The organism is Modestobacter sp. VKM Ac-2984 (genome assembly GCF_026967985.1).
Taxonomy (GTDB): domain Bacteria; phylum Actinomycetota; class Actinomycetes; order Mycobacteriales; family Geodermatophilaceae; genus Modestobacter.
In genome coordinates, this window is sequence record NZ_JAPVBJ010000011.1 from 13,690 (window position 1) to 36,119 (window position 22,430).

General features: G+C 73.6%; 24 protein-coding genes. 11 read left to right on the top strand and 13 right to left on the bottom strand.

Annotated elements, in window-relative coordinates; genetic code table 11:
- Positions 1-8 precede the first annotated feature (8 nt).
- Both O2W16_RS19555 and O2W16_RS19560 read right to left on the bottom strand, forming a co-directional pair.
- Positions 9-824: an LmeA family phospholipid-binding protein gene (locus tag O2W16_RS19555; RefSeq protein ID WP_269160503.1), complete on the bottom strand. Its 816-nt coding sequence runs from the start codon at positions 822-824 to the stop codon at positions 9-11.
- Positions 821-3,226, bottom strand: a complete 2,406-nt coding sequence (locus O2W16_RS19560; protein WP_269160504.1) for an MMPL family transporter — start codon at positions 3,224-3,226, stop codon at positions 821-823. Before O2W16_RS19560 ends, O2W16_RS19555 begins: the two co-directional genes overlap by 4 nt.
- Before the next feature lie 159 nt (positions 3,227-3,385).
- On the opposite strand from O2W16_RS19560, the gene O2W16_RS19565 reads away from it, so the two are divergent.
- Together O2W16_RS19565 and O2W16_RS19570 are read left to right on the top strand one after the other, a co-directional pair.
- Positions 3,386-3,874, top strand: coding sequence for a hypothetical protein (locus O2W16_RS19565; RefSeq protein WP_269160505.1), 489 nt, complete (start codon positions 3,386-3,388; stop codon positions 3,872-3,874).
- A gap of 203 nt (positions 3,875-4,077) precedes the next feature.
- Entirely contained in the window at positions 4,078-4,311 is a 234-nt protein-coding gene (locus tag O2W16_RS19570; protein WP_269160506.1) for a hypothetical protein, read from the top strand.
- A 71-nt stretch (positions 4,312-4,382) separates the two neighbouring features.
- Here the strand turns inward: O2W16_RS19570 and O2W16_RS19575 are convergent, their stop codons facing one another.
- Together O2W16_RS19575 and O2W16_RS19580 are read right to left on the bottom strand one after the other, a co-directional pair.
- A complete protein-coding gene (locus O2W16_RS19575) occupies positions 4,383-5,114 on the bottom strand; it encodes a spermidine synthase (RefSeq protein WP_269160507.1) in 732 nt (243 codons plus the stop codon).
- A gap of 26 nt (positions 5,115-5,140) precedes the next feature.
- Positions 5,141-6,490 (bottom strand): reverse transcriptase family protein, encoded by a 1,350-nt coding sequence (locus O2W16_RS19580; protein ID WP_269160508.1) that lies wholly within the window; start codon positions 6,488-6,490, stop codon positions 5,141-5,143.
- Positions 6,491-6,769: 279 nt separating this feature from the next.
- Here O2W16_RS19580 and O2W16_RS19585 point away from each other — a divergent pair, with 279 nt between their 5' ends.
- Complete coding sequence (locus O2W16_RS19585) at positions 6,770-7,390, top strand: hypothetical protein (protein WP_269160509.1); 621 nt, start codon at positions 6,770-6,772, stop codon at positions 7,388-7,390.
- A 12-nt stretch (positions 7,391-7,402) separates the two neighbouring features.
- Here the strand turns inward: O2W16_RS19585 and O2W16_RS19590 are convergent, their stop codons facing one another.
- Both O2W16_RS19590 and O2W16_RS19595 read right to left on the bottom strand, forming a co-directional pair.
- On the bottom strand, positions 7,403-7,807 hold the full coding sequence (locus O2W16_RS19590; protein ID WP_269160510.1) for a hypothetical protein: 405 nt from the start codon (positions 7,805-7,807) through the stop codon (positions 7,403-7,405).
- Between the two features lie 101 nt (positions 7,808-7,908).
- Positions 7,909-8,247, bottom strand: coding sequence for a hypothetical protein (locus tag O2W16_RS19595; protein WP_269160511.1), 339 nt, complete (start codon positions 8,245-8,247; stop codon positions 7,909-7,911).
- A gap of 123 nt (positions 8,248-8,370) precedes the next feature.
- On the opposite strand from O2W16_RS19595, the gene O2W16_RS19600 reads away from it, so the two are divergent.
- On the top strand, positions 8,371-9,360 hold the full coding sequence (locus tag O2W16_RS19600) for an LLM class flavin-dependent oxidoreductase (RefSeq protein ID WP_269160512.1): 990 nt from the start codon (positions 8,371-8,373) through the stop codon (positions 9,358-9,360).
- Positions 9,361-9,386: 26 nt separating this feature from the next.
- On the opposite strand, the gene O2W16_RS19605 is transcribed toward O2W16_RS19600, so the two are convergent.
- Entirely contained in the window at positions 9,387-10,733 is a 1,347-nt protein-coding gene (locus tag O2W16_RS19605) for a C40 family peptidase (protein WP_269160513.1), read from the bottom strand.
- Between the two features lie 171 nt (positions 10,734-10,904).
- Here O2W16_RS19605 and O2W16_RS19610 point away from each other — a divergent pair, with 171 nt between their 5' ends.
- Complete coding sequence (locus O2W16_RS19610; protein WP_166753483.1) at positions 10,905-11,102, top strand: hypothetical protein; 198 nt, start codon at positions 10,905-10,907, stop codon at positions 11,100-11,102.
- A 60-nt stretch (positions 11,103-11,162) separates the two neighbouring features.
- On the top strand, positions 11,163-11,771 hold the full coding sequence (locus O2W16_RS19615) for a GDSL-type esterase/lipase family protein (RefSeq protein ID WP_269160514.1): 609 nt from the start codon (positions 11,163-11,165) through the stop codon (positions 11,769-11,771).
- 1 nt (position 11,772) lies between these two features.
- Here O2W16_RS19615 and O2W16_RS19620 read toward each other — a convergent pair whose 3' ends face one another.
- The 4 genes from O2W16_RS19620 to O2W16_RS19635 all read right to left on the bottom strand — a co-directional run bounded on the left by O2W16_RS19620 (position 11,773) and on the right by O2W16_RS19635 (position 15,721).
- Complete coding sequence (locus O2W16_RS19620) at positions 11,773-12,153, bottom strand: thiol-disulfide oxidoreductase DCC family protein (RefSeq protein WP_269160515.1); 381 nt, start codon at positions 12,151-12,153, stop codon at positions 11,773-11,775.
- 115 nt (positions 12,154-12,268) lie between these two features.
- The gene (locus tag O2W16_RS19625) at positions 12,269-13,048 is read right to left on the bottom strand and encodes a succinate dehydrogenase/fumarate reductase iron-sulfur subunit (RefSeq protein ID WP_269160516.1); all 780 of its coding nucleotides are present in this window, start codon (positions 13,046-13,048) and stop codon (positions 12,269-12,271) included.
- Positions 13,045-14,991, bottom strand: coding sequence for a fumarate reductase/succinate dehydrogenase flavoprotein subunit (locus O2W16_RS19630; protein WP_269160517.1), 1,947 nt, complete (start codon positions 14,989-14,991; stop codon positions 13,045-13,047). Before O2W16_RS19630 ends, O2W16_RS19625 begins: the two co-directional genes overlap by 4 nt.
- A 19-nt stretch (positions 14,992-15,010) precedes the next feature.
- Positions 15,011-15,721: a succinate dehydrogenase cytochrome b subunit gene (locus O2W16_RS19635; RefSeq protein WP_269160518.1), complete on the bottom strand. Its 711-nt coding sequence runs from the start codon at positions 15,719-15,721 to the stop codon at positions 15,011-15,013.
- Between the two features lie 185 nt (positions 15,722-15,906).
- Between O2W16_RS19635 and O2W16_RS19640 the strand changes: the two genes are divergently transcribed.
- Both O2W16_RS19640 and O2W16_RS19645 read left to right on the top strand, forming a co-directional pair.
- Positions 15,907-16,518, top strand: coding sequence for a sulfite oxidase-like oxidoreductase (locus O2W16_RS19640; RefSeq protein WP_269160519.1), 612 nt, complete (start codon positions 15,907-15,909; stop codon positions 16,516-16,518).
- Between the two features lie 4 nt (positions 16,519-16,522).
- Entirely contained in the window at positions 16,523-17,311 is a 789-nt protein-coding gene (locus tag O2W16_RS19645; protein ID WP_269160520.1) for an FAD-binding oxidoreductase, read from the top strand.
- A 106-nt stretch (positions 17,312-17,417) separates the two neighbouring features.
- Here O2W16_RS19645 and O2W16_RS19650 read toward each other — a convergent pair whose 3' ends face one another.
- Entirely contained in the window at positions 17,418-19,529 is a 2,112-nt protein-coding gene (locus O2W16_RS19650; protein ID WP_269160521.1) for a catalase, read from the bottom strand.
- A 178-nt stretch (positions 19,530-19,707) separates the two neighbouring features.
- Here O2W16_RS19650 and O2W16_RS19655 point away from each other — a divergent pair, with 178 nt between their 5' ends.
- On the top strand, positions 19,708-20,577 hold the full coding sequence (locus tag O2W16_RS19655) for a formate/nitrite transporter family protein (RefSeq protein WP_269160522.1): 870 nt from the start codon (positions 19,708-19,710) through the stop codon (positions 20,575-20,577).
- A 2-nt stretch (positions 20,578-20,579) separates the two neighbouring features.
- On the opposite strand, the gene O2W16_RS19660 is transcribed toward O2W16_RS19655, so the two are convergent.
- Positions 20,580-21,128, bottom strand: a complete 549-nt coding sequence (locus tag O2W16_RS19660) for a DUF1990 family protein (protein WP_269160523.1) — start codon at positions 21,126-21,128, stop codon at positions 20,580-20,582.
- Positions 21,129-21,180: 52 nt separating this feature from the next.
- On the opposite strand from O2W16_RS19660, the gene O2W16_RS19665 reads away from it, so the two are divergent.
- Both O2W16_RS19665 and O2W16_RS19670 read left to right on the top strand, forming a co-directional pair.
- The gene (locus O2W16_RS19665; protein WP_269160524.1) at positions 21,181-22,038 is read left to right on the top strand and encodes a HipA family kinase; all 858 of its coding nucleotides are present in this window, start codon (positions 21,181-21,183) and stop codon (positions 22,036-22,038) included.
- The gene (locus O2W16_RS19670; RefSeq protein ID WP_269160525.1) at positions 22,035-22,430 is read left to right on the top strand and encodes a DUF3037 domain-containing protein; all 396 of its coding nucleotides are present in this window, start codon (positions 22,035-22,037) and stop codon (positions 22,428-22,430) included. Before O2W16_RS19665 ends, O2W16_RS19670 begins: the two co-directional genes overlap by 4 nt.

A 22,430-nucleotide genomic window follows, 5' to 3' on the forward strand; every position in this document is an offset into this window, starting at 1 on the left:
AGCCCGCATCAGGGCCGGATGACGACGTCCGTGCCCCGGGTCCGCAGCACCAACCCCTCCTCGGCACCCTCGATCGCGGTCAGCTCCTGACCGAAGGGCAACGGGTCCAGTGGCACCCGTAGCGAGAAGCGCTGGCCGAGCAGGAGCCGGCTGGCCTCCGCGAGGTCGATCTCGGTGTCCAGCGCGGTGGGCGCGATGGACAGCGCGCCCATCTCGGGGGACAGCTGCGCCAGGGCGGAGGCCGAGACGGACTGGCCGAGGAGGTCGACCGTCCCGGTCAGCCGCACCTCCTCGCCGGGCGCCGCGCCGATCGTCACCGGGCGCCCGGTGACCTCCAGGTAGCGGTTGAGGTCGTCGTAGCCCAGGAACGCCTCCCCGATCGACCGCTCGATCCACACCGCCGCCGGGTCCTGGACGAGGAGGTCGTGGAAGGAGACGTGCACGCCGCTGAGCCGGGCCTCCACCCGGTCGACCGACATCGGCCCCGACGTCACCTCGCGGACGGCGACCTCCACGTCGTCGTAGCGGCCCTGCACCGCCTGGAGCAGGAAGAACGGGCCGTTGACCTGCACCGACGGGCGTACGGAGACGCCGGTCGCCTGCTGGATGTCGCGCGCCAGCAGGGACTCGGCCGCCCACCGGGCCAGCCGGTCGGACCCCCACAGCAACAGCAGCGTGCCCAGCACCACCGAGACGCCGAGGGCCACGGTCCGCCGCGCCGGCCGAGGTCGTGGCCGGGCGGCCGGGCGGGTGACCTGGCGGGCGGTCGCCCCGCCGTCGGAGTCCACCCAGCCGTCGTGGGCGGGTTCGCCACCACCGGTCACCGTCCGCCCACCTCCGACCCGGACGGCTGGCTCTCCCGAGCCTCCTCGTCCCGTGCCGTGTCCTCCCGTGCCTCCTGCTCCAGGGTCTCGTCCAGGACCACCTCCGGGCCTCCGATCCGGGCTCCCGCGGCGCCGGTGCGACGCAGCTCGTCGACCGGCACCGACTCGGTGCGCACCCGCCTGCTGGGCCAGCTGGCCGCCCGGCCCAGCAGGGTGAGCACGGCCGGGGTGAGCACCGGGCGGATCAGGAACGTGTCGATGAGCAGACCGGCGGCCATGGTGAAGGCCACCTGCCGGAACGTCTGCAGCGGGATGATCGCCACCATCCCGAAGGTGGCGGCGAGGATCAGCCCGGCCGCGCTGATCGCCCGGGACGTGCTCGGCATCGCCAGCATGATCGCCTTGCTGAGCGGATGTCGCGCAGCCGCCTCCCAGATGGAGCCGACGGCGAACACGTTGTAGTCCGACCCCAGCGCCAGCAGCAGCACGGCGGTCGCGAACGGGACGTAGAAGGCCAGCCCGGGGTCGCCCAGCACCACCTGGAAGAGCAGGACGCTCAGCCCGAGCGCCGCCGCGACACCCAACGCGCTGCACGCCATCAGCACCAGCGGCGCGCAGAGCGCGCGCAGGTAGACGATCAGGATCAGCAGCTCCACCAGCAGAACCGCGGTGAGCGTGATCCGCAGGTTCTCCCGGGTGATCGCGGCGAGCTCACCGGCGATCGCGGTCTGCCCGGTCACCGCCACCTCGGCGTCCGCCAGCCCGGCCTCCGCGGCCAGGGTGTCCAGCTCGTCGCTGAGCTGGCGCAGGTCGCTGATCGCCGGCGCTGCCAACGGGTCGCTGTCGAGGATCACCACGAAGCGGGCGGCGTCGCCCTCGGAGGAGAAGACGACGCCGTAGCCGTCGGGGAGCGGGTTCTGGGCCGGGCCGAGCACCTCGGCGACCCCGGGCTGGGCCTCGATGGCCGCCTGCAGCCGTTCCAGCGCCGGCCGCTGCTCGATGACCGCGTCGCCCTCGACGATGACCTCCGTGGGGGCGATGACGCCCCGGATCCCGGAGTCCTCGAGCACCCCCGCGCCCCGGCTCACCGGGTCGTCGGCCGGCAGGCCCGAGGTGAAGGACAGGTCCAGGCGCATCTGCAGCAACGGCGCCGCGGCGAGGACGAGCACACCGGTGGCCAGCAGTGCCGCCACAGTCGCGCCGCGCCGGTTGACGACGATCCGGAGCAGCCAGCCGTTCCCTCGGCGACTCGGGCGGCGGGGTGAGGGGCGCCGGGTCCCCAGCCCGAAGAGCCGCTCGCCCAGGATCGCCATCAGCGCCGGCACCAGGGTCAGCGACACCAGCACCCCGATGACGACGGTCAGCGACAGCGCCGGCCCGAACGCCTGGAACAGCTGGAAGTCCGCGGCCAGCAGCGCCGCGGTGCCGGCTGCGACCGTGATCCCGGCGACGGCGATGATCGGCGCGTTGGTGCGCACCGCCCGCCGGGTCGCCTCCAGCCGCGGCAGCCCTCGGTCCAGCTGCTGGCGCAGACCGGCGAAGAACAGCACGCAGTAGTCGGTGACCACCCCGATCAGCAGCGCGGCGATCAACGGCTGCAACTGGTCGGGGAGCGCGAAGCCCAGGGCGGCAGCGAGCACCCCGAGGCTGCGGATCGCGACCAGGTAGCCCAGCCCGGCGGTCAGCAGCACCACGAAGGGCGCCACGACCGAGCGGAAGGTGAGCCCGACGACGATGGCGATCAGCACCAGGGTCGCGACCTCGAACAGGTGCAACCGGGCCTCGAGGTAGTCGGCCTGGGCGACCTGGGCCGGGACCACCCCGGTGACGTAGGTCTGCACCGAGCTCTGGTTGTGGAAGTGGGAGGCGTACTCGCGGGCGAGGTCCCTGGTCCGCTCCAGCGACGTGTAGTTGGAGACGTACAGGTAGGTGACCACGGTGTCCGGCGTCGACGTGGGCAGCGGGACGGCGGCGACGATCTGCCCGCGCCCGGGGGGCACGGTGCCGTCCAGGTAGGCCTGGGTGTGGGTGGCTGCCCAGAGCGCCACGTCGGCCTGGGTGAGGAGGCTGAGGCCGTCGGGGTCGTGCACCACCACGGAGACCTGGGAGAGCACCGGCACGTCGAACAGCTCCAGGGAGCGGTCCTGGACGGCGGCCGCCGGGCTGTCCTCCGGGAGGAGGTTGCCGATGTCGGCCCCGCCGCCCCCACCGGCCGTGGGGAGGAACGCCGACACCACCACGGTCAGCAGGATCCAGCCGGCCACCACGAACCAGCGGGCCTTGACGACGGCGTCCCGGTAGCCGCGGGCGGCCCGCCGCGTCGCGAACCGGACCGGTCGGGTCACCCACCGGGCGGCACGGGCCAGCCCGGAGAGCCGACGCGTGACGGCCGTGGCTGGCACCGGGGCCTCCAGCCTCGCGGTCCTACCGATTGAGCTGAGCAGCCGTAGGCTACCGGCGGTTGTGCGCCTGCGCTCGACGGTGAGAGGACGACCATGGCCGATCCCGAGACCGATCCCGAAGACAGGCCCCCCGCCGACGGGACAGGCCCCGGTCGTGCGGTGCGCTGGTGGCTGGCCGCGGCCACCTTCGTGGCCGGGATCTTCCTCGGAGGGCTCGTCGTCGGCCTGCTGAGCGAGGGGTCGGCGCCGGTCCCGATCGCTGCCCAGGACGCTCCCGCCACCGATGACGCCGTCCCGCTGCCGGAGGCCCCGGCGACGGGGGAGACCGCCGAGGTGGTCGTCAACGCCGCCTGCCTGCGGGCCGTCAACGGGGCACAGGACGTCGTCGCCGTCATCGACGACCTGGGTGAGGCGGTCAGCGAGTTCAACGCCGCCCGGCTGGACGAGGTGGTCCGGCGGCTGCAGCCCCTGCAGGGACGGCTGAGCGCCGACATCGCCGGCTGTCAGGTGGTCGGCGAGGTCCAGGAGGCGACACCTTCCGGGACACCTTCCGGGACGCCGACGGGGACGCCCACGGGGACGCCCACCGGGACGCCGCCGGGTGAGCCGACGCCTCCCTCACCGACCACTGTCGCACCGCCCAGCTGATCCGGGACACTGCAGCGCGGCGTCCGGACGGCCGACCGCACCGGCCTGGCCCCCACAGGCAGTGCACCCACAGGCAGTGCACCCACAGGCAGGGCACATCTGGATCACAGCGGCGTGCCGACGAGCCCGGTGAGGTTGGCGGCATGCCACCGTGGAACTCACCCGACACCGATGCGAGCGCACCAGTCGGGAGGGTGCCGGACATGGACCACGGTGCCGCCCCGCCGCGGCGGGACTTCCCGTTCCCCGAGCCCAGCGGTCACCACATGCGGGAGTGGCCACTGGTCTGGGACCCGGAGCGTGGCCACTACGCGCGGACCTGCCCGCACGGCTTCGGTCACCCAGACCCCGACGACGTCGTCCACCTGCAGTCGGTGGGCGGCGTCTCCGGGGTGCACACCTGCGACGGGTGCTGCATCGCCCCGCTCCGGGACTGACCCGGCGGCCCGCCTCGCGGTGCAGGGGTGACGAGGGGCTGGGACACCCTCGTCGTGAGGGGCCCCAACGGTCAGCGCGGCTTCGTGCCCAGGTAGACGGTGTTCGTGGCCGGCCGGTCCTGCAGGGGGTTGGGGAAGCTGACGACCTCGGCGGCGACGTCGGTGAAGACCTCGGCCAGCACGGACAGGTAGCCGTCCTCGGGCGGGTCGTTCGACCACAGGGAGAACACCCCTCCCGCCCTCAGGTGCTGGGCCAGCCGTCGCGTGCCGTCGACCCCGTAGAAGCCGGCGCTGCCGTCGGCGAGCAGGTGCTGCGGTGAATGGTCGATGTCGACGACGACGGCGTCGAACACCCGGCCGGGCGTCGCGGGGTCGAAGCCGGCGCCCTCGGTCATCGCGAAGAAGTCCCCGTGCACCAGCCGGCAGCGGGGGTCGGCGGTGAGCGTGGGGCCGACCGGCACCAGCCCACGCTCGTGCCAGCCGATCACCGGCTCGAGCAGGTCGACGACCACCAGCTCCCGCACCCGCGGGTCGGCCAGGACCGCCTCCGCGGTGTAGCCGAGCCCGAGCCCGCCCACGGCCACGTCCAGCCCGGGCGCACCGGCGGCGGGCCCGTCGAGCCGCGCCAGCGCGAGCCGGGCCACCGCCACCTCGGCCACGGTGAACTGGGTGGACATCAGGAACTCGTCGCCGAGCTTCACCTCGAAGACGTCGAGTCCGGTCACCGGGTCCCGCCGCCGGCGCAGGCTCACCTCGCCGATCGGCGTGGGGCTCCAGTCCAGCTCCTCGATCCGGGCGCTCATCCCGGGACCACGATCATCGACCGAGCCTACGAGGGCGGGGGAGCCGACCAGTCGATCCGGTCGGCCAGGGCGTGCAGCCGGGCGCCGAACCCCGGGTCGATGGAGGCGGCCCAGGCCACCCGGCCCAGCACGTGGTCGCGGAAGGTGGCCGGGTCGTGGCCGCGGGTCTGGGTCGTCCAGCCGTGGACGGCGCAGTTGTGCAGCAGCGCCCGCAGCGCGTCCCGCTCCGGCCGTGGCAGGGCGGGGTGGTCGTTGACCACCGTGCCCAGCACCGACTGCCGGCGGGCGGCGCTGGTCGCCGAGGTCTTCGCCGCGTTCACCCGGAAGCCCTCCTCCTCGACCACCGCGGTGACCAGGGCGGCAAACCGGTCGCGGGCGATCCGCCGGTCCCCGCTGAAGGTCAGGTCGTCGACGTAGCGGGTGTAGGTGGCACCGGTGGCGGCGGCGAGCCCGGTCAGCCGGCGGTCGAGTCGGTGGCAGACCAGGTTGGCCAGCGCCGGGGACGTCGGCGCCCCCTGCGGCAGGTGCGGCACCGCCAGCCGCTGACCCAGCCGCCGGTGCCGTTCCCGCGCCTCGATCCCGTCCGGGGCAGGGATCTGCCGCCACACCTCGGTCGGCAGCACCGTCGTCACCAGCCCGGTGAGCACGTGCGCCACCGGCTCGGGCAGGCCGGCGACGCCCAGCAGCAGGCCGTGCACCCGCCCGGCGGCGACGCTGGCGAAGAACGCCTCCAGGTCCATCCGCAGCACCACCGCGGACCCGGCGTGCGGGGCGACCGCGGTGCGCACCGAGCGGCCGGGCACGCAGCCGTGCGCGGCGTCGTGCACCGGGATGCGGTCGAACACGTGCCGCAGCACCCGCCGCTGCGCCTCCTTGAGCCGCGGCTTGGGGGCGGCGAGCAGCCGCACCCCGGCCGGGCGCCGGACCACCCGCCACCGGTAGTGCCGCAGCGCCTCGCCGGCCGTGCACTCCAGCCGGCGGGCGTCGGCGAACCACGCCAGCTCGCCGGCGTCGACGTCGAGCAGTCGGGCGACCGCGGCCTGGTCCGGGAGGTCGGCGACCGGCCACCGCCGCCAGGCCAGCGCCGTCGGCACCGGTTGCCACCGCACGGGCCGGGGGAGCGGGGGCTGGGACTGCCCGCGCTCCCACCCCCGCGTCGTCCGGACGACGTCGGCCAGCTCCCGCGGCCGGTCGACCGGGGCGGCGGGGTAGACCGTCTGCACCTCCCCGACCAGCGTGCCCACCCAGGTACGGGCGCGGTCCTGGCCCAGCGCCACCGCCACCCGGCGGACCATCTCCCGCCGGCGCCACGGGCCGGCCAGCAACGCGGTCGCGATCGCCGCGGCGGTGGCTGCGGCCTGCCGCTCGGCGGTCATCGCAGCTCCCCGTGTGCACGGCGGGGCGGCCAGCCGCTCCTCGCTGGAGGCGCCGCCTGGTGCGCGGAGCGCACAGCGCGGCTCATGACGCCATGCCCGACCTGCTCACGATGCCCCGGGGTTGCCCCGGGGTGACCGGCTGATGCCGACCGTCCTGCCCGCCCCGCCGTGCACCCGGCCACCGTAGTGGCCGGGCCGGGAGGCGGATGCGGGACACAGCCACCCGTCGTGCCCCAGGATGGGCTGCCCGCAGTACCCGACCCGCCCAGGAGCACCGCTGTGACCTCGTCCTACTCCGGCCAGCCGCCGGCCCCGATGGCCGTCCCGGCCTTCTTCGTCTCGCAGCGGGTCACCATGATGGTCAACCGCTACGAGATCCGGGCCGTGCAGCCCGACGGCTCCGAGGGCCACCTGCTCGCGCTGGCCGAGCAGAAGCGGATGAAGCTGAAGGAGGAGGTGGTCTTCTACGCCGACGAGGCGAAGAGCCGCGCGGTCTTCTCCTTCAAGGCCCGCCAGCGGCTGGACGTCTCGGCCCAGCACGACGTCTTCGACGAGCACGGTGCACCGCTGGGCATGTTCAGCAAGCAGTTCGGGGCCAGCCTGCTCCGCTCGACCTGGACCCTCTCGGCCCCGGGCATCGAGGCGGTCGGCCGGGAGCGTCGGCCGGTCCTGGCGGTCGTGCGCCGGGTCTGGACCGCGCTCCCGGTCGTCGGCGACGTCCCGGTGCCCTTCGTCTTCCACTTCGACTTCGTCGACACCGCGACCGGGGCCCCGGTGCTGATCAGCGAGCGGAAGAAGGCCATCCGGGACCGCTACACCGTCACGGTGCCCGACCCGCGGCTGGACTTCCGGGTCGCCGCCGCGATGGCCGTCGCCCTGGACGCGCTGCAGAGCCGCTGACGCGGGCGGGCGCTACAGGTACCGGCTCTCCAGCTCCGCGAAGAAGGCCTTCGCCAACGCGGTGAAGTCGGCCTCGCGGACGGCGATCTCGTCGCCCACCCGGTACTTGAGCACGGTGCGCGCCGGGTCCAGCCGGACGTGCTTGTCGGCCTTCATCGTGCTGCCGTGCACCAGCGACTCGGCGATCAGCCGCACCTCGTTCAGCGCGTTGCCGTCCGAGCCCTCGATGCCCCGGCCGCGGTACACGAACCAGTTCTCCAGCACCACGACCAGGTCGTTGAAGAAGACGGGTTCGAACTCGCGCAGGGCGGCCGGCTCGGCGGCGGCGGCCAGCTCCCGGTAGGCGGCGACGCGGGCGTCGACCGCCGCGCGCCGTCCCTCGATGTAGTCCAGTGCGTAGGTGCTCTGACACAACACGGCTGCTCCTCCCCGGCTCGCGACGCTGCGCTCCGGCTGGTCCTCTCAGGGTGACACCGCGCGCGGCTGTCCGGAACCGGTCCGGGTGGCGGACCGGTCGGTCAGGCCCGGCTCGTGTCGGGCTGCAGGCTGCGGGGGACCGGCAGCGGGGGGAGGGGCGTCGGGGTCCGCCGGGCGCGCTCTGCGCCGGGGAGCAGCAGGTCCGGCCGGGTGCGCGGCTCGAGCGGGCGGGGGACCAGCGGGGCGGTCTGGGGCAGGCGGAGGTCGGCCAGCTGCATCCAGCTGGTCCGGTGGAGTCCGGAGACGACGGCCTGGACGTGCACCCGACAGGTGCCGTCGGGCTCGTGCCGCCAACCGAGCAGAACCGCGGGCTGCCAGTCCCCGCCCACCAGGAACTCGACCGCCAGCGGTTCACCCAGCAACGTCGTCGTCTCCTGCACGGCGGCGACTGTAGGTGTGCGCTCGGTCACGGAGTGGCAGGCGCGCGTGCGGCGACCCGGTTGGGAAGCGCCCGGGGGCGTGGTGCGTTGACCCGGACAACCAACGCGAAAGGCACCTCCCTCATGCGCATCCCGCTGTCCGTCCTCGACCTCGCCCCGATCGCCCGCGGGGAGACCGTCAGCAGCAGCATCGCGGCCAGCGTCGCCCTGGCGCAGCGCGCGGAGGAGCACGGCTACCAGCGGGTCTGGTACGCCGAGCACCACAACATGCCCAGCATCGCCTCCTCGGCCACCAGCGTGCTCATCGCCCACGTGGGCGCACAGACCAGCCAGATCCGGCTCGGTGCCGGCGGGGTCATGCTGCCCAACCACGCGCCGCTCACCATCGCCGAGCAGTTCGGGACCCTCGACGCGATGTACCCCGGCCGGATCGACCTCGGCCTGGGCCGCGCGCCGGGCTCGGACCAGAACACGATGTACGCGCTGCGCCGCGACCCGAACTCCGCCGACACCTTCCCGCAGGACGTGCTGGAGCTGCAGGGCTACCTGGCCGGCCGGACCCGGGTGCCCGGCGTCGACGCCATCCCCGGCAAGGGCTCGGACGTCCCGCTCTACGTGCTCGGTTCCTCGCTGTTCGGCGCCCACCTGGCTGCTGCGCTCGGCCTGCCCTACGCCTTCGCCAGCCACTTCGCGCCGCAGGCCCTGGAGGCCGCCGTCGCGACCTACCGGCGCGAGTTCCAGCCGTCCGACCAGCTGGCGGAGCCCCACGTCATCGCCGGGGTCAACGTGATCGCCGCCGACACCGTGCGCCAGGCGGAGGAGAACCTGCAGGCGGTCCGCCGGAACATGGCCGTGGGCCTGTTCGGGCGGGGGCGCAGCTTCACCGACGAGGAGGCCGACCTGCTGCTCGAGCAGGGGGCGGGGCAGCACGTCAGCTCGATGTTCACCTACGCCGCGATCGGCACCCCGCGCGAGATCGGCGACTACCTCGAGGGCTTCCGCAAGCAGGCCGACGCCGACGAGCTGATCGTCGCCCACCAGGCCCCCACCACCGAGGGCCGGCTGCGCTCGGTGACCTTGACCGCGGAGGCCATGGAGTCCGTCAGCGCATAGCTGCATCGGGAGAGCCCATGGCCGGGTCAGGCGCTGGGGCGGACGCCGCCGATGAAGCCGCTCCACCGCATCGACGTCACCCGGATGACCGAGCCGCTCTGCGGTGCCTCCAGGATCTGGCCGCCGCCGAGGTAGATGGCCACGTGGTGGATGGTCGAGGGGCTGCTGGTGTTGGTGGCCCAGAAGACCAGGTCGCCGCGCTGCAGGTCCGACCGGGAGACCTTGGGCAGGGCCGAGTACTGGGCCCGGCTGTTGCGCGGGATCGAGACGCCGGCCTGGGCGTAGGCGTAGCGGGTGAGCCCGGAGCAGTCGAAGCCGACGATGCCCGCGTCCACCCCCCAGCCCATGCTGGGCCCGGTGAGCGACCCGCCGCCCCAGGAGTAGATGGTGCCCAGGTGCCGGCGCGCGGCGGAGATCGCGGTCTCGACCGCGGAGGAGTCGCCGGTCCCGGCGGAGGTGCTCGTCCGCGGCTGGGAGACGACGGAGCGGGTGGGTGCAGACGCCCGCTCGGCGGCGGCCCGTTCGGCGGCAGCGCGCTCGGCGGCAGCGCGCTCGGCGGCAGCGCGCTCGGCGGCAGCGCGCTCGGCGGCGGCCTGCTGGGCGGCGTGCTGCTCGGCGGCGGCGCGGGCGCCCTGCAGGCCGAGGAGGGCCTGCTGGGCCTGGGCGAGCTCCTGCTCGAGGGTGGCCTGCCGGGCGGCGAGCCCGGCCGCCTGCGCCCGGGCCCCGGCCTCCATCGCCACGGCGGTGGCCAGCGCGTCCTCGGCCTCCAGCTCCAGCGTCGCGGCCGCGGCCAGGCTCGCCTGGGCGGCGGACTCGGCCGCGCGGGCCCGCTCCTCGGCGGCCGTGACCGCGGTGACGACGTCGCCCTGGTGGGCGCCGGCGGCCTCGAGGAGGGCGGCGCGCTCCAGCATCTGCGCCGGGCCGTCGGCGGTGGTCAGCGCCTCCAACGTCGGGGAGGTGCTGCCCTGCTGGTAGCTCTGCCGGGCGAACGAGGCGATGTTCGTGCGGGCGGTGGACAGCTCGGCCGCGGCCTGGTCGGCGGAGGCCGCTGCGGCGTCGGCCGCGACCTGGGCCAGCTCGTACTCGGCCTGCTGGGCCTGGAAGGTGTCCAGGGCGATCGCCGACTGCGCCCGGGCGGCGTCCACCTCGGCCTGCGCGGTGGCCAGCTCGGCGGAGAGGGAGCCGACCTGCTGCGCGGCGGCGTCCTGCTGCTGCCGGGCCGCGCTGATCTGCTCGTCGGAGGGGTTGGTCGGGGTCGCCGCGGCGACGCCGGGGGCCGCCACCAGGCAGAGGGCGGCCACGACGACCACGCCGGCCATACGGCGCACCGGACGGGTGCCGGTCCACCGCTGGGTCGATGCCTTGGTGCCCATGTCCTCGCGTCCCTCCGCTGCCGTCGTTCACCCGATCAGGTGACCTGACAGAGAGGTCGGACGTTCCCGGAGGGTCCTTGAGCGCCGCGACACCCTGAGTTGGTGAAAGCAACACGACGTCCTGGCCGGGGGGACCGGGGGTCGGCGTGGCACGCGGGAGACGATGGGGGCATGAACGTCTTCACCGACTACGCCGAGACGCACTGGGTCCCGATCAACGGCGACATGGTGACCGTGCAGACCATCGACGCCGCGGGGGAGCGGGAGACGCACGTGCTCTCGGTGCCGGACGCGCTGGCCCAGTTCAAGGTCAAGTACCCGTTCGTGGACGACGCGCAGGCCGCTGCGCTCTTCGCCCAGGGCGGCTGAGACGCTGCCACGAGGCCCGGATCACGGCACACCTGGCGGCATCGGACCGTTGACCAGGGTGTGACGCTCCGCTTCCTCGTCCTCGGTGACTCCCTCGCCTTCGGCACCGGTGCCGCGACGATGCAGGACACCGTCGGCGCGCGGCTGACCCGTGCGCTGGTGCAGGCCGGGCACGACGTCGACCTGCAGGTGGTCGCCGTGCCCGGTGCCACCTCCCTCGACCTCGGCGCCCAGGTCCGCCGGGTGACCGGGCCCGTCGACGTCGCGCTGCTGGTCGTCGGCGCCAACGACCTGACCCGCCAGGTGTCGCCGCTCCGGGCGGCCGCGGCGCTGGGCTCGGCCGTGCAGGAGCTGCGCGGGGCCGGCGCCTCGGTGCTGGTGGTCCCGACCCCCGACCTGTCGTCGGTGGCCTGGGTGCCCCCGGCCTTCCGCGCGGTCGTCGCCGGCCTCTGCGATCAGCTGCGCACCCGGCAGACCGTCGCCGCCGCGCAGGCCGGCGCCGTCGTCGCACCGGTCGCCCCGGAGCTGTCCCGGCGGTTCGCCGCGGACCCCACGCTGTTCTCCGCCGACCGGTTCCACCCGTCCTCGGCCGGCTACGCGCTGGTGGCCGAGGCCCTGGTCCCGGACCTGCTCCGGCTGGCCGCCGAGCGCACCGACGCCGCGGCCTGACTCAGCCGGGATCGCGCGGGGGCAGCCGGCAGGCCGCCGTGCCGCCGGGGAGCCGGTGCCGGTGGGCGGCGACCAGCCGGTAGCCGAACGGGGCGACCCAGCGCACCGGGGGCAGGGACAGGACGGCGCCGAACAGCCACCACGGCCGACCCGCCGCCCGCAGGGCCCGCGCCACCGCCGGCGCACCCCCGGTCACCGCGCCGTCCCAGTCGAGCCACAGCACCTCCGTCTGCGCCCGCTCGGTGCTCACCCCGATCTCCGCCAGGTCGACGAACTGCCACGGGACCACCTGCACGTCGGCCGGCAGCAACCGCCGGGCGACGTCGGCGCAGCGGGTGCAGAAGGCGCAGTCGCCGTCGAAGACGAGCGCGGGTGCGGTCACGGACGTCATCCTGGCCCGGCTGCGCACGGAGGTCGACGACGACCCCGGGACGCCGGACGGGCCGGCACCCCAGGTGGGGTGCCGGCCCGTCCGGCCATCGGGAGGGTGCCTGCGATCAGCTCATCGGGACGGCGCCGGCGCGCAGCGCACCGAGCAGGTCGTGGTTGAGCCGGGAGATGGTCTCCATCGAGATGCCCTTGGGGCACACGGCGGAGCACTCGCCGATGTTGCTGCAACCACCGAAGTCCTCGGCGTCCTGCTGGGCCACCATCTTCAGCACCCGGGTGTCGCGCTCGGGCTGGCCCTGCGGCATGAGCCCGAGGTGGGCGACCTTGGCCGCGGTGAAGAGCATCGCCGATCCGTTCGGGCAGGCGGCCACGCAGGCGCCGCAGCCGATGCAGGTCGCGGCGTCGAAGGCGGCGTCGGAGTTCTTCTTCGGCACCGGGGTGGAGTGCGCCTCGGGAGCCGTGCCGGTGGGGGCGCTGATGAACCCGCCGGCGGAGATGATCCGGTCGAACGCCGACCGGTCCACCGCGAGGTCCTTGACCACCGGGAAACCGCCCGCGCGCCACGGCTCGATGTCCAGCACGTCGCCGTCGGAGAACGACCGCATGTGCAGCTGGCAGACGGTGGCCTGCTCGGGGCCGTGCGCGATGCCGTTGATCATCAGACCGCAGGAACCGCAGATGCCCTCGCGGCAGTCGTGGTCGAAGGCCACCGGGTCGTCGCCGTCGAGGATCAGCTTCTCGTTCAGCACGTCGAGCATCTCGAGGAAGGACATGTCGGGCGAGACGTCGGTGACGTGGTAGGTCACCATCTTGCCCTTCTTGGTCCGGTCGCGCTGACGCCAGATGCGCAGCGTCAGGCTCATCATCGGTGTCTCTGTGCTGGTCACTTGTAGCTCCGCTGTGCGAGGTGGACGTACTCGTACTCGAGGGCCTCGCGGTGCAGCACCGGCGGCTCGCCCTCCGGGGTGTACTCCCACGCGGCGACGTAGGCGTAGTTCTCGTCGTCGCGCAGCGCCTCACCCTCCGGCGTCTGGCTCTCCACCCGGAAGTGCCCACCGCAGCTCTCGTTGCGGTGCAGCGCGTCGACGCACATCAGCTCGGCGAGCTCGATGAAGTCGGCGACCCGGCCGGCGTGCTCCAGGTTCTGGTTGAAGATGCCCTGCTCGCCGGAGACCTTGACGTTGGTCCAGAACTCGTGCCGGATCTCCGGGATCCGGTCCAGCGCCTTGCGCAGGCCCTCGTCCGAGCGCTCCATGCCGCACAGGTCCCACATAAGCCGGCCCAGCTCGCGGTGGAAGGAGGCCACCGTCCGGGTGCCGTTGATCGACAGCAGCCGCTCGCTCTGGGTGCGGACGGACTGCTCGGCCTCGACCGCCGCCGGGTGGGTGGCGTCGACCGCGGGGAACGGGCCGTCGGCGAGGTAGTTGCTGATCGTGCTGGGGAGCACGAAGTAGCCGTCGGCCAGGCCCTGCATCAGCGCGCTGGCGCCCAGCCGGTTGGCGCCCTGGTCGGAGAAGTTGGCCTCACCGATGACGAACAGGCCCGGGATGTTCGACGACAGGTCGTAGTCGACCCACAGCCCGCCCATCGTGTAGTGCACGGCCGGGTAGATCCGCATACCGGTCTCGTAGGCGTTCTCACCGGTGATCCGGTTGTACATGTCGAAGAGGTTGCCGTACTTGGCCTCGATCGCCGGCTGGCCCAGTCGGGCGATGGCGTCGCTGAAGTCCAGGTACACGCCCAGGCCGTTCGGCCCGACGCCGCGCCCCTCGTCGCAGACGTTCTTCGCCTGGCGCGAGGCGATGTCGCGGGGCACCAGGTTGCCGAACGCGGGGTACTTGCGCTCGAGGTAGTAGTCGCGCTCGTCCTCGGGGATGTCCTTGGGGTTGCGGTCGTCGCCGCGCTCCTTGGGCACCCAGACCCGGCCGTCGTTGCGCAGCGACTCGCTCATCAGCGTCAGCTTCGACTGGTAGTCGCCGCTGACCGGGATGCAGGTCGGGTGGATCTGCGTGTAACAGGGGTTCGCGAACAGCGCGCCCCGCTTGTGCGCCCGCCAGGCCGCCGTGACGTTGGAGCCCTTGGCGTTCGTGGAGAGGTAGAAGACGTTGCTGTAGCCACCCGACGCCAGCACCACGGCGTCGGCGAAGTGGCTGGTGATCTCGCCGGTGATCAGGTTCCGGACGACGATGCCCCGGGCCTTCCCGTCGACGACGATCAGGTCGAGCATCTCGGTGCGCGGGTGCTGCTCGACGTTGCCCAGGCCGATCTGCCGCTCCAGGGCCTGGTAGGCGCCGTAGAGCAACTGCTGGCCGGTCTGGCCGCGGGCGTAGAAGGTGCGCGACACCTGGGCGCCACCGAAGGAGCGGTTGTCCAGCAGGCCGCCGTACTCACGGGCGAACGGCACACCCTGGGCCACGGCCTGGTCGATGATCGCCGCGCTGACCTCGGCCAGCCGGTAGGAGTTGTCCTCGCGGGAGCGGAAGTCGCCGCCCTTGACGGTGTCGTAGAACAGCCGGTGCACGCTGTCGCCGTCGTTGCGGTAGTTCTTGGCCGCGTTGATGCCGCCCTGGGCCGCGACGCTGTGCGCGCGCCGGGGGCTGTCCTGGAACCAGAAGTTCTTGACCCGGTAGCCCATCTCGGCCAGCGTCGCCGCCGCCGAGCCACCGGCCAGGCCGGTGCCCACCACGATGATCGACAGCCGGCGGCGGTTGGCCGGGTTGACCAGCCGGGCGCGGAACTTGCGCTCGTTCCAGCGGTCGGGGAGCGGGACGTCGCGCGGGGCGGTGGTGTCGGCGATCGGCTCGCCCAGGGTGAAGAGCTCGAGAGGCATGGCGGTGTGTCCTTCTCTCTCAGTCGATCAAGCCGAAGGCGACGGACAACGGCACGAGCAGGAAGCCGACGGTGATGACCCCGGCGACGACGTAGGCGAGGCCGTTCACGGCTCGCTCACGCTTCTTGTTGGTCTGCCCGAGCGTCTGCGTGGCGGCGAAGATCCCGTGCCGCAGGTGCAGGCCCAGCAACAGCATGGAGACCACGTAGAACGCCGTGATCGGGATGTTCGAGAAGCTGGCGACCAGGCGGTCGTAGGGCGTGGAGTCGTGCCCGACCGGGTTCACCGCACCGAGGGTGAGGTCCAGGATGTGCCAGATGATGAACAGGGCCAGGATCAGCCCGCCCCAGCGGACGGTGCGTGAGGCGAAGCTCTGCTGCACCCGCTTCTTGGTCACGTAGGGCACCGGGCGCGCCCGCCGGGCCTGGCGCCACAGCGAGATGGCCGCCCAGAAGTGCAGGACCACCGCCGCGAGCAGCACCAGCCGGATGATCCAGAGGACGGTCTGGGTCGGCAGCGCCGGCTCGCCGATGGTGCGGATCCACCCGGAGTAGCTGTTGAACGACTCAGCGCCGGAGAAGGCCTTCAGGTTGCCGACCATGTGGGCGAGCAAGTACAGGATCATGATGATCCCGCTGACCGCCATCACGGTCTTCTTCACGACCGAGCTGTCGAACCGGCCGGTCTTGGGGGCCCTGCGCTGGGCCGGCTGCGTCGTCACTGTCGCCACAGGGCCAAAGGTAAGCCCAGTGCCCACATGACACCCAGGTGAACGCACCGTGACACAGCTCATGTAAGGCCACCCTGACCGCTGGACCGGCCCCGCGGGACCCGCACCACCCAGGGGGACAGCGGCCTCGGGGGGTGGAGGAAGATCGGCTCCGACCCAGTCCGGTGCCCCGAGAGGACGACGACGTGCCAGGACCCACCCGCGGCTTCCTCGGCCGCCGCCGCGCGGCCGGAGACCCCCGGCTCCCACCCGGTCAGTACGACGCCGGCAGTGACTGGCCGGTGCTGACGGCCGAGCCCACCCCCCGGATCGCCCCGGAGACGTGGAGCATCGCCGTCGACGGCGAGGTGGAGACCCCGACCACCTGGACCTGGGACGAGGCGCACGCCCTGCCCGGGGCCGAGTACCGCGGCGACATCCACTGCGTCACCACCTGGTCGAAGTTCGACACCCGGTTCGGTGGCATCAGCGTGGACTCGCTCCTGGACGTCGCCCGGCCCACGGCCGAGGGGCGGTTCGTGATGGCCACGTCCAAGACCGGCTACACCACCAACCTGCCGATCGAGGACGTCACCGGTGGCAAGGCCTGGCTGGTGTGGGAGTTCGACGGCAAGCCGCTGACCGCCGAGCACGGCGGGCCGGTCCGGATGCTGGTGCCGCACCTGTACTTCTGGAAGAGCGCGAAGTGGATCAGCCGGATCACCGTGCTGAAGCGGGACCAGCCCGGCTTCTGGGAGCAGAACGGCTACCACGACCGCGGCGACCCGTGGAAGCAGCAGCGGTACCAGGGCGACTGAGCCGGTGAACGACCTGACCCAGGACCCCGGGCCGGACTCCGGCAGCACCTCCGTGACCGCCGGCGGCCCGCCCGCGGGGGGCGCCGCACCCGCCGGCGGCTGGCGGACGGCGACGGTCGCCGGGCTCCGCCGGCCGATCGTGCGCTCGGTGGAGCTGCGGCTGGACGTCCACGACCGGGTCGACCACCTGCCGGGCCAGCACTACGTCGTCCGGCTGACCGCCGAGGACGGCTACACCGCGCAGCGCTCGTACTCGGTGGCCTCGGCGCCGGACGACCCGCTGGTGGAGCTGTTCGTCGAGCGGCTGGACGACGGCGAGGTCTCCACCTACCTCGCCGACGTCGTGGAACCCGGCGACGAGCTGGAGGTCCGTGGTCCGATCGGCGGCTGGTTCGTCTGGGACGGCGCCACCCCGGCCCTGCTGGTCGGTGGCGGCAGCGGCGTCGTCCCGCTGGTCGCGATGGTGCGGCACGCGCGTGCGCTCGGGCGGCTGGACCTGCTCCGGGTCGCGGTCTCGGCGCGCACGCTGGCCGAGCTGCCCTACGCCGACGAGCTGGCGGAGGCGGGGGCGTTGATCGCGCTGACCCGCGAGGCACACGGCATCCGCCCGGCGGCCCGGCTGACCGCGATGGACCTGCTCCCGCTGTGGGAGCCCGGGCAGACCGCCTACGTCTGCGGGTCCGCGGGCTTCGCCGAGTCGGCCAGCCAGCTGCTGGTCGGGCTGGGCCTGCCGCCGGCGTCGGTGCGGGTGGAGCGGTTCGGGCCGTCGGCGCTGGAGCTGCCGAAGCGCTGAGCCGGACCGCGACCCGCCCCCCCGGTCGGCCGCCGGACGCACGGCAGGCCCGGTACGCGTCCGCGTACCGGGCCTGCCGTGTCCGGCCCCGGGGTGGGGCGGTGGCTCAGGCGGCCGGCGGCACCGCGCTTGAGGTGACCAGGTCGGCCCGCGCCCAGACCCGGTGCTGGCCCATCGCCGCGATGAGGTCCGCGGCCAGGGCTGCGCCGCTGTCCGCGCGGAGCACGCCCGGGCCGGCCGTGTCGATGCCGGCGGCGGTGAGCACCTCGGCGCCGTCGCCCCAGGTGCCGAACGCCTTCAGCTGGCGGAACGCCTCGTGCAGCAGGACGACGGCCTTGATGTCCTTCTCCTTCGGCGCGCCGTCGGCGATGACGACCGCGTCGAACTCGATCGAGCGGGCGGTGTCGTAGGTCCGCTCGACGATCTCCACGCCCTCGCCCGAGCCGAGCTCGCCACCGGACGGGGCGATCACCTTGGCCACGACGCCGGCGTCCTCCAGCGCCGTCCGCAGAGCGGTGATCCCGGCCAGGTCGGCGTCCGGGCCGGCGACGATGCCGACGATCCGGCCGTCGACCGGGTAGCTCGTGCCGTCGACCTGGGCCAGTGCGGGGGAGGGGGCCAGGTGCGCGACCGGCTCACCCTCCGGGGCCGGCAGCCCCAGCCCGGCGGCGACCCGCTGGCACAGCTCGGTGTCGATCCTGGCGAGCACGGTCAGTGCCCGCTCCTTGACCGCCTTCTCGTAGACCTTGCCGAGCTCGAAGGTGTAGGCCGCGGTGGTGTGCACCTTCTCGACGTCGGAGAGGCTGGCGTAGAACAGCGCCGCGTGCGAGAAGTGGTCGTCGAAGGACGCCGGGGCGCCGCGCAGCACCTCGCCCTCGACCCTGCGCGGCACGTTGACGTAGCCGCCGTGCTCGGCGTCGGCCACGGCCGGTGCGTCCCCGTCGAGGCCGTTGGGCTTGTAGGCCACCACGCCCTCGTGGAGGGCGTGCTGGTGGAAGCCGTCCCGGCTGTTGTCGTTGACCGGCACGTGCGGCCGGTTGATCGGGATCTGGGTGAAGTTCGGGCCACCCAGCCGGCTCAGCTGGGTGTCCAGGTAGGAGAAGTTGCGGCCCTGCAGCAGCGGGTCGTTGGTCCCCTCGATCCCGGGCACGAGGTGGCCGGTGTGGAAGGCGACCTGCTCGGTCTCGGCGAAGTAGTTGGTCGGGTTGCCGGTGAGCACCAGCTTCCCGATCGGCTGCACCGGGCAGAGCTCCTCGGGGATGATCTTCGTCGGGTCGAGCAGGTCGATGCCCTCGAAGGTCTCCTCGTCGGTGTCCGGCATGACCTGGACGCCGAGCTCCCACTCCGGGTACGCGCCGGCCTCGATGGCGTCGGCCAGGTCGCGGCGGTGGAAGTCGGGGTCGACGCCGGCCGCGATCTGGGCTTCCTCCCAGGTGAGGGAGTGCACGCCCAGCTTGGGCTTCCAGTGGAACTTGACCAGCGAGGTCTCGCCGGCGGCGTTGACCAGCCGGAAGGTGTGGATGCCGAAGCCCTCCATCGTCCGGTACGAGCGCGGGATGCCCCGGTCGCTCATGTTCCAGATCGTGTGGTGGGTCGCCTCGGTGTGCGTCGTGACGAAGTCCCAGAACGTGTCGTGCGCCGACTGCGCCTGCGGGATCTCCCGGTCCGGGTGCGGCTTCCCGGCGTGGATGATGTCGGGGAACTTGATCGCGTCCTGGATGAAGAAGACCGGCATGTTGTTGCCGACCAGGTCCCAGGTGCCCTCCTTCGTGTAGAACTTCACCGCGAAACCGCGGGTGTCCCGGACGGTGTCGGCCGAGCCGCGGGAGCCCAGCACGGTGGAGAACCGGACGAACACCGGCGTCTCCAGGCCCTCCTCCGCGAGCACCGCGGCCCGGGTCACGCCCTCGGCCCTGCCGTAGGCGGTGAAGACGCCGTGCGCCCCGGCGCCGCGGGCGTGCACCACGCGCTCCGGGATCCGCTCGTGGTCGAAGTGCATGATCTTCTCGCGGAGGTGGAAGTCCTCCAGCAGCACCGGGCCCCGGCGCCCGGCCTTCAGCGAGTGGTCGGTGTCGGGGATGCGCACACCGTTGGGCGTGGTGAGGAAGTCGCCGGCCTGGGCGCGGGGGTCACGGCCCTGCTCGGGGCCGTCGTACACGACGCCGGTGGCGCTGACGGTGGCCGGGGCGGACTGGTCGGGCTGGCGCTTCGGGGGCATGCGGGAGCTCCTGTGCTCGGAGGAGGGAACGGCGTCGACTACCCGGTCCCCGGCGCGGGGGAAACGGTGGCCGGCGAGGTGTGACGTCGTCGGCCCCGGGTGTGGGTTGCCCACCACCGGGTAGGTCGCGGCCGGACCGCGGCACCCCGACTGCCCGGCCGTCGTGGCAGGAGACGCCGTGCGCACCACCCGTGACGACCTCGGGGAGATCGACCCCGCAGCGGAGCAGCCCGCCGGCGCCGACTCGGCGCGTGACGAGCTCGGCGAGGCCGACGGCCCGACGGAGGACGAGCTGCAGGAGGCCTTCGACGCCGTCGTCAGCGACGGGGCGCAGCGGCTGCACCGCAGTTGGCGCGAGGTGCTCACCACCGGGTTCGCCGGGGGACTCGAAGTGGCCACCGGGCTGCTGCTGTTGTTCGCCGTGTACGCCGAGACGGGCAGCCACCTGCTCGCCGGGCTCGCCTTCTCCGTGGGCTTCATCGCCCTGCTGCTGGCCCGCAGCGAGCTGTTCACCGAGGGCTTCCTGGTGCCGGTCACCGCCGTGGCCGCCGGCCGGGCGAGCATGGCGCAGCTGGGCAAGCTGTGGAGCGGCACGCTGGTGAGCAACCTGCTGGGGGGCTGGCTGTTCATGTGGCTGGCCGTCCAGGCCTTCCCCCAGCTGCGGGACACCATGACGGACATGGCCGTCCACTTCGTGGACGCGCCGCTGGACCTGCAGTCGGCCGCGCTGGCCTTCCTCGCCGGGATCGCGATCACGCTGATGACCCGGATGCAGCACGGCACCGACTCCGACCCGGCCAAGATCGTCGCTGCGGTCGCCGGCGCCTTCGTGCTGGCGGGGCTGCAGCTGTTCCACTCGATCCTGGAGTCGCTCGTCATCTTCGCCGCACTGCACGCCGATGCGCCGTTCGGCTACGGGGACTGGCTGGCCTGGTTCTGGTACACGGCGCTGCTGAACATGGCCGGGGGACTGTTCGTGGTCACCCTGCTGCGGCTGGTGCGCAGCAAGGACATGATCAAGGAGGAGCGCGCGAAGGCAGGTGCCTGACCTCAGCCGGCCCGCGTGGCGCGGCGGATCGCGGCCACGTAGCGGTCCAGGGCCAGCCGCTGCACCCGCCGGCTGACCGGGCCGCCCAGCCGGGACAGCGGCGTCGCCAGCCGGGAGAACGCCCGCAGCGTGTAGACCACGTCGCCGTCCGGCTCCAGCGTGACGACGAAGGACTCCTCGCCGCTCTCCGGGTGCCCGGGCAGCGTGCCGTACCCGAACCCGCGTCGCCGGGGCTCGTCGACCACCCAGACCACCCGGCAGGGGATGTCCATCCCCAGCCGCCCGAGCCCCGCCGTCATCAGCACGACCGTGCCGGGGGTGCTGGCCGGCCCGTCGGCCCGGACCCGCAGCCCCGCGCCACGCTGAGCGGCCCAGCCGAACACCGCGGCCGTGGCCCGCTCGAACTCCGCCCGGCCCGAGCCCACGACGGCGGACCGCTCGACGTGGTGGTGGCCGGCCGGCAGGGTCGCGTCCTGCGTGGCCCCGACCTCGGAGTAGGTGAACGGCGCGTCGACCAGCTGTGGCAGCGCCGTGCGGCGGAGGAGTCCCACGCCATCAGTCTCCCCGGCCGGGGCCGGGGCCGCCGGTAGGCTGCGCAGCACTGTGCTCCCCGCCGTCTCCGCCACCCGGTACGTCACCCCGCTGCGTGAGGGTGGCTCGCTGCCGGGGCTCATGGAGGCCGACGACCTCGGCACCTACGTGGTCAAGTGGCGGGCCGCCGGGCAGGGCGTCAAGGTGCTCGCCGCGGAGGTGGTCTGCGGGGAGCTGGCCCGTCGGCTGGCCCTGCCGGTGCCCGCGCTCGTGACGGTGGACGTCGTCCCGGAGCTGGCGGTGGGGGAGCCGGACCAGGAGGTCCAGGAGCTGCTGCGCAGGTCCGCCGGGACGAACCTCGGGATGGACTACCTGCCCGGCGCGCTGGACTTCGAGGCCGGCGCCGCCCAGGTCGACCCGGAGCTGGCCGGGCGGGTGCTGTGGTTCGACGCGCTGATCGGCAACGTGGACCGGTCGTGGCGCAACCCGAACATGCTGTTCTGGCACGGGCGGCTGCACCTGATCGACCACGGTGCCGCACTGACCTTCCACCACCACTGGCCGGGCGCGCCCGCCGCCGTCCCCCGCCCGTACGACGCGGCCCAGCATGCGCTCGTGGAGTGCGCCCCCGACGTCGTGGCCGCCGACGCGGCGCTGGGGCCGCAGGTCACCGGCCCGTTGCTCACCGACGTGCTGGCCCAGGTGCCCGACGCGTGGCTGGAGGGAGCGACGCCCGAGGAGACCGCCGAGGAGGTCCGCGCCCGCTACGTCGGCCAGCTGCTGCAGCGGTTGGCCGCCCGCGACGCCTGGCTGCCCGGGCTCGTCGCGGCGGCCGCCGCGGGCGGCGCCGGTCGGCGCACCGCGCCCCGCGGGCAGAACCGCCCCTCGTGGCTCGGCCCGCCGCCACCGGAGGGCGTGAGCCAGCGATGACCGGCCTGGACACCTTCGAGTACGCCGTCCTGCGGGTGGTGCCGCGGGTCGAGCGCGGGGAGTTGCTCAACGCCGGGGTGCTCGTCTACTGCCGGCAGCGGGACTACCTGGGCTCGCGCGTGCACCTGGACGTCGACCGGCTGCGCGCCCTCGACCCCACGGCGGACCCCGCCGCGATCACCGCCGCGCTGCAGGCGGCCGCCGACGTCTGCTCGGCCGCGGTCGCGGCCGGCGCCGCCGGGCGCGAGGCGCTGGGGTCACGGTTCCGCTGGCTGACCGCCCCGCGCAGCACCGTCGTGCAGCCCAGTGCCGTGCACACCGGGCTCACCGCCGACCCGGACGCCGAGGCCGACCGCCTGCTGCAGCTGCTCGTCCTCCCCGTCATCGGCTGA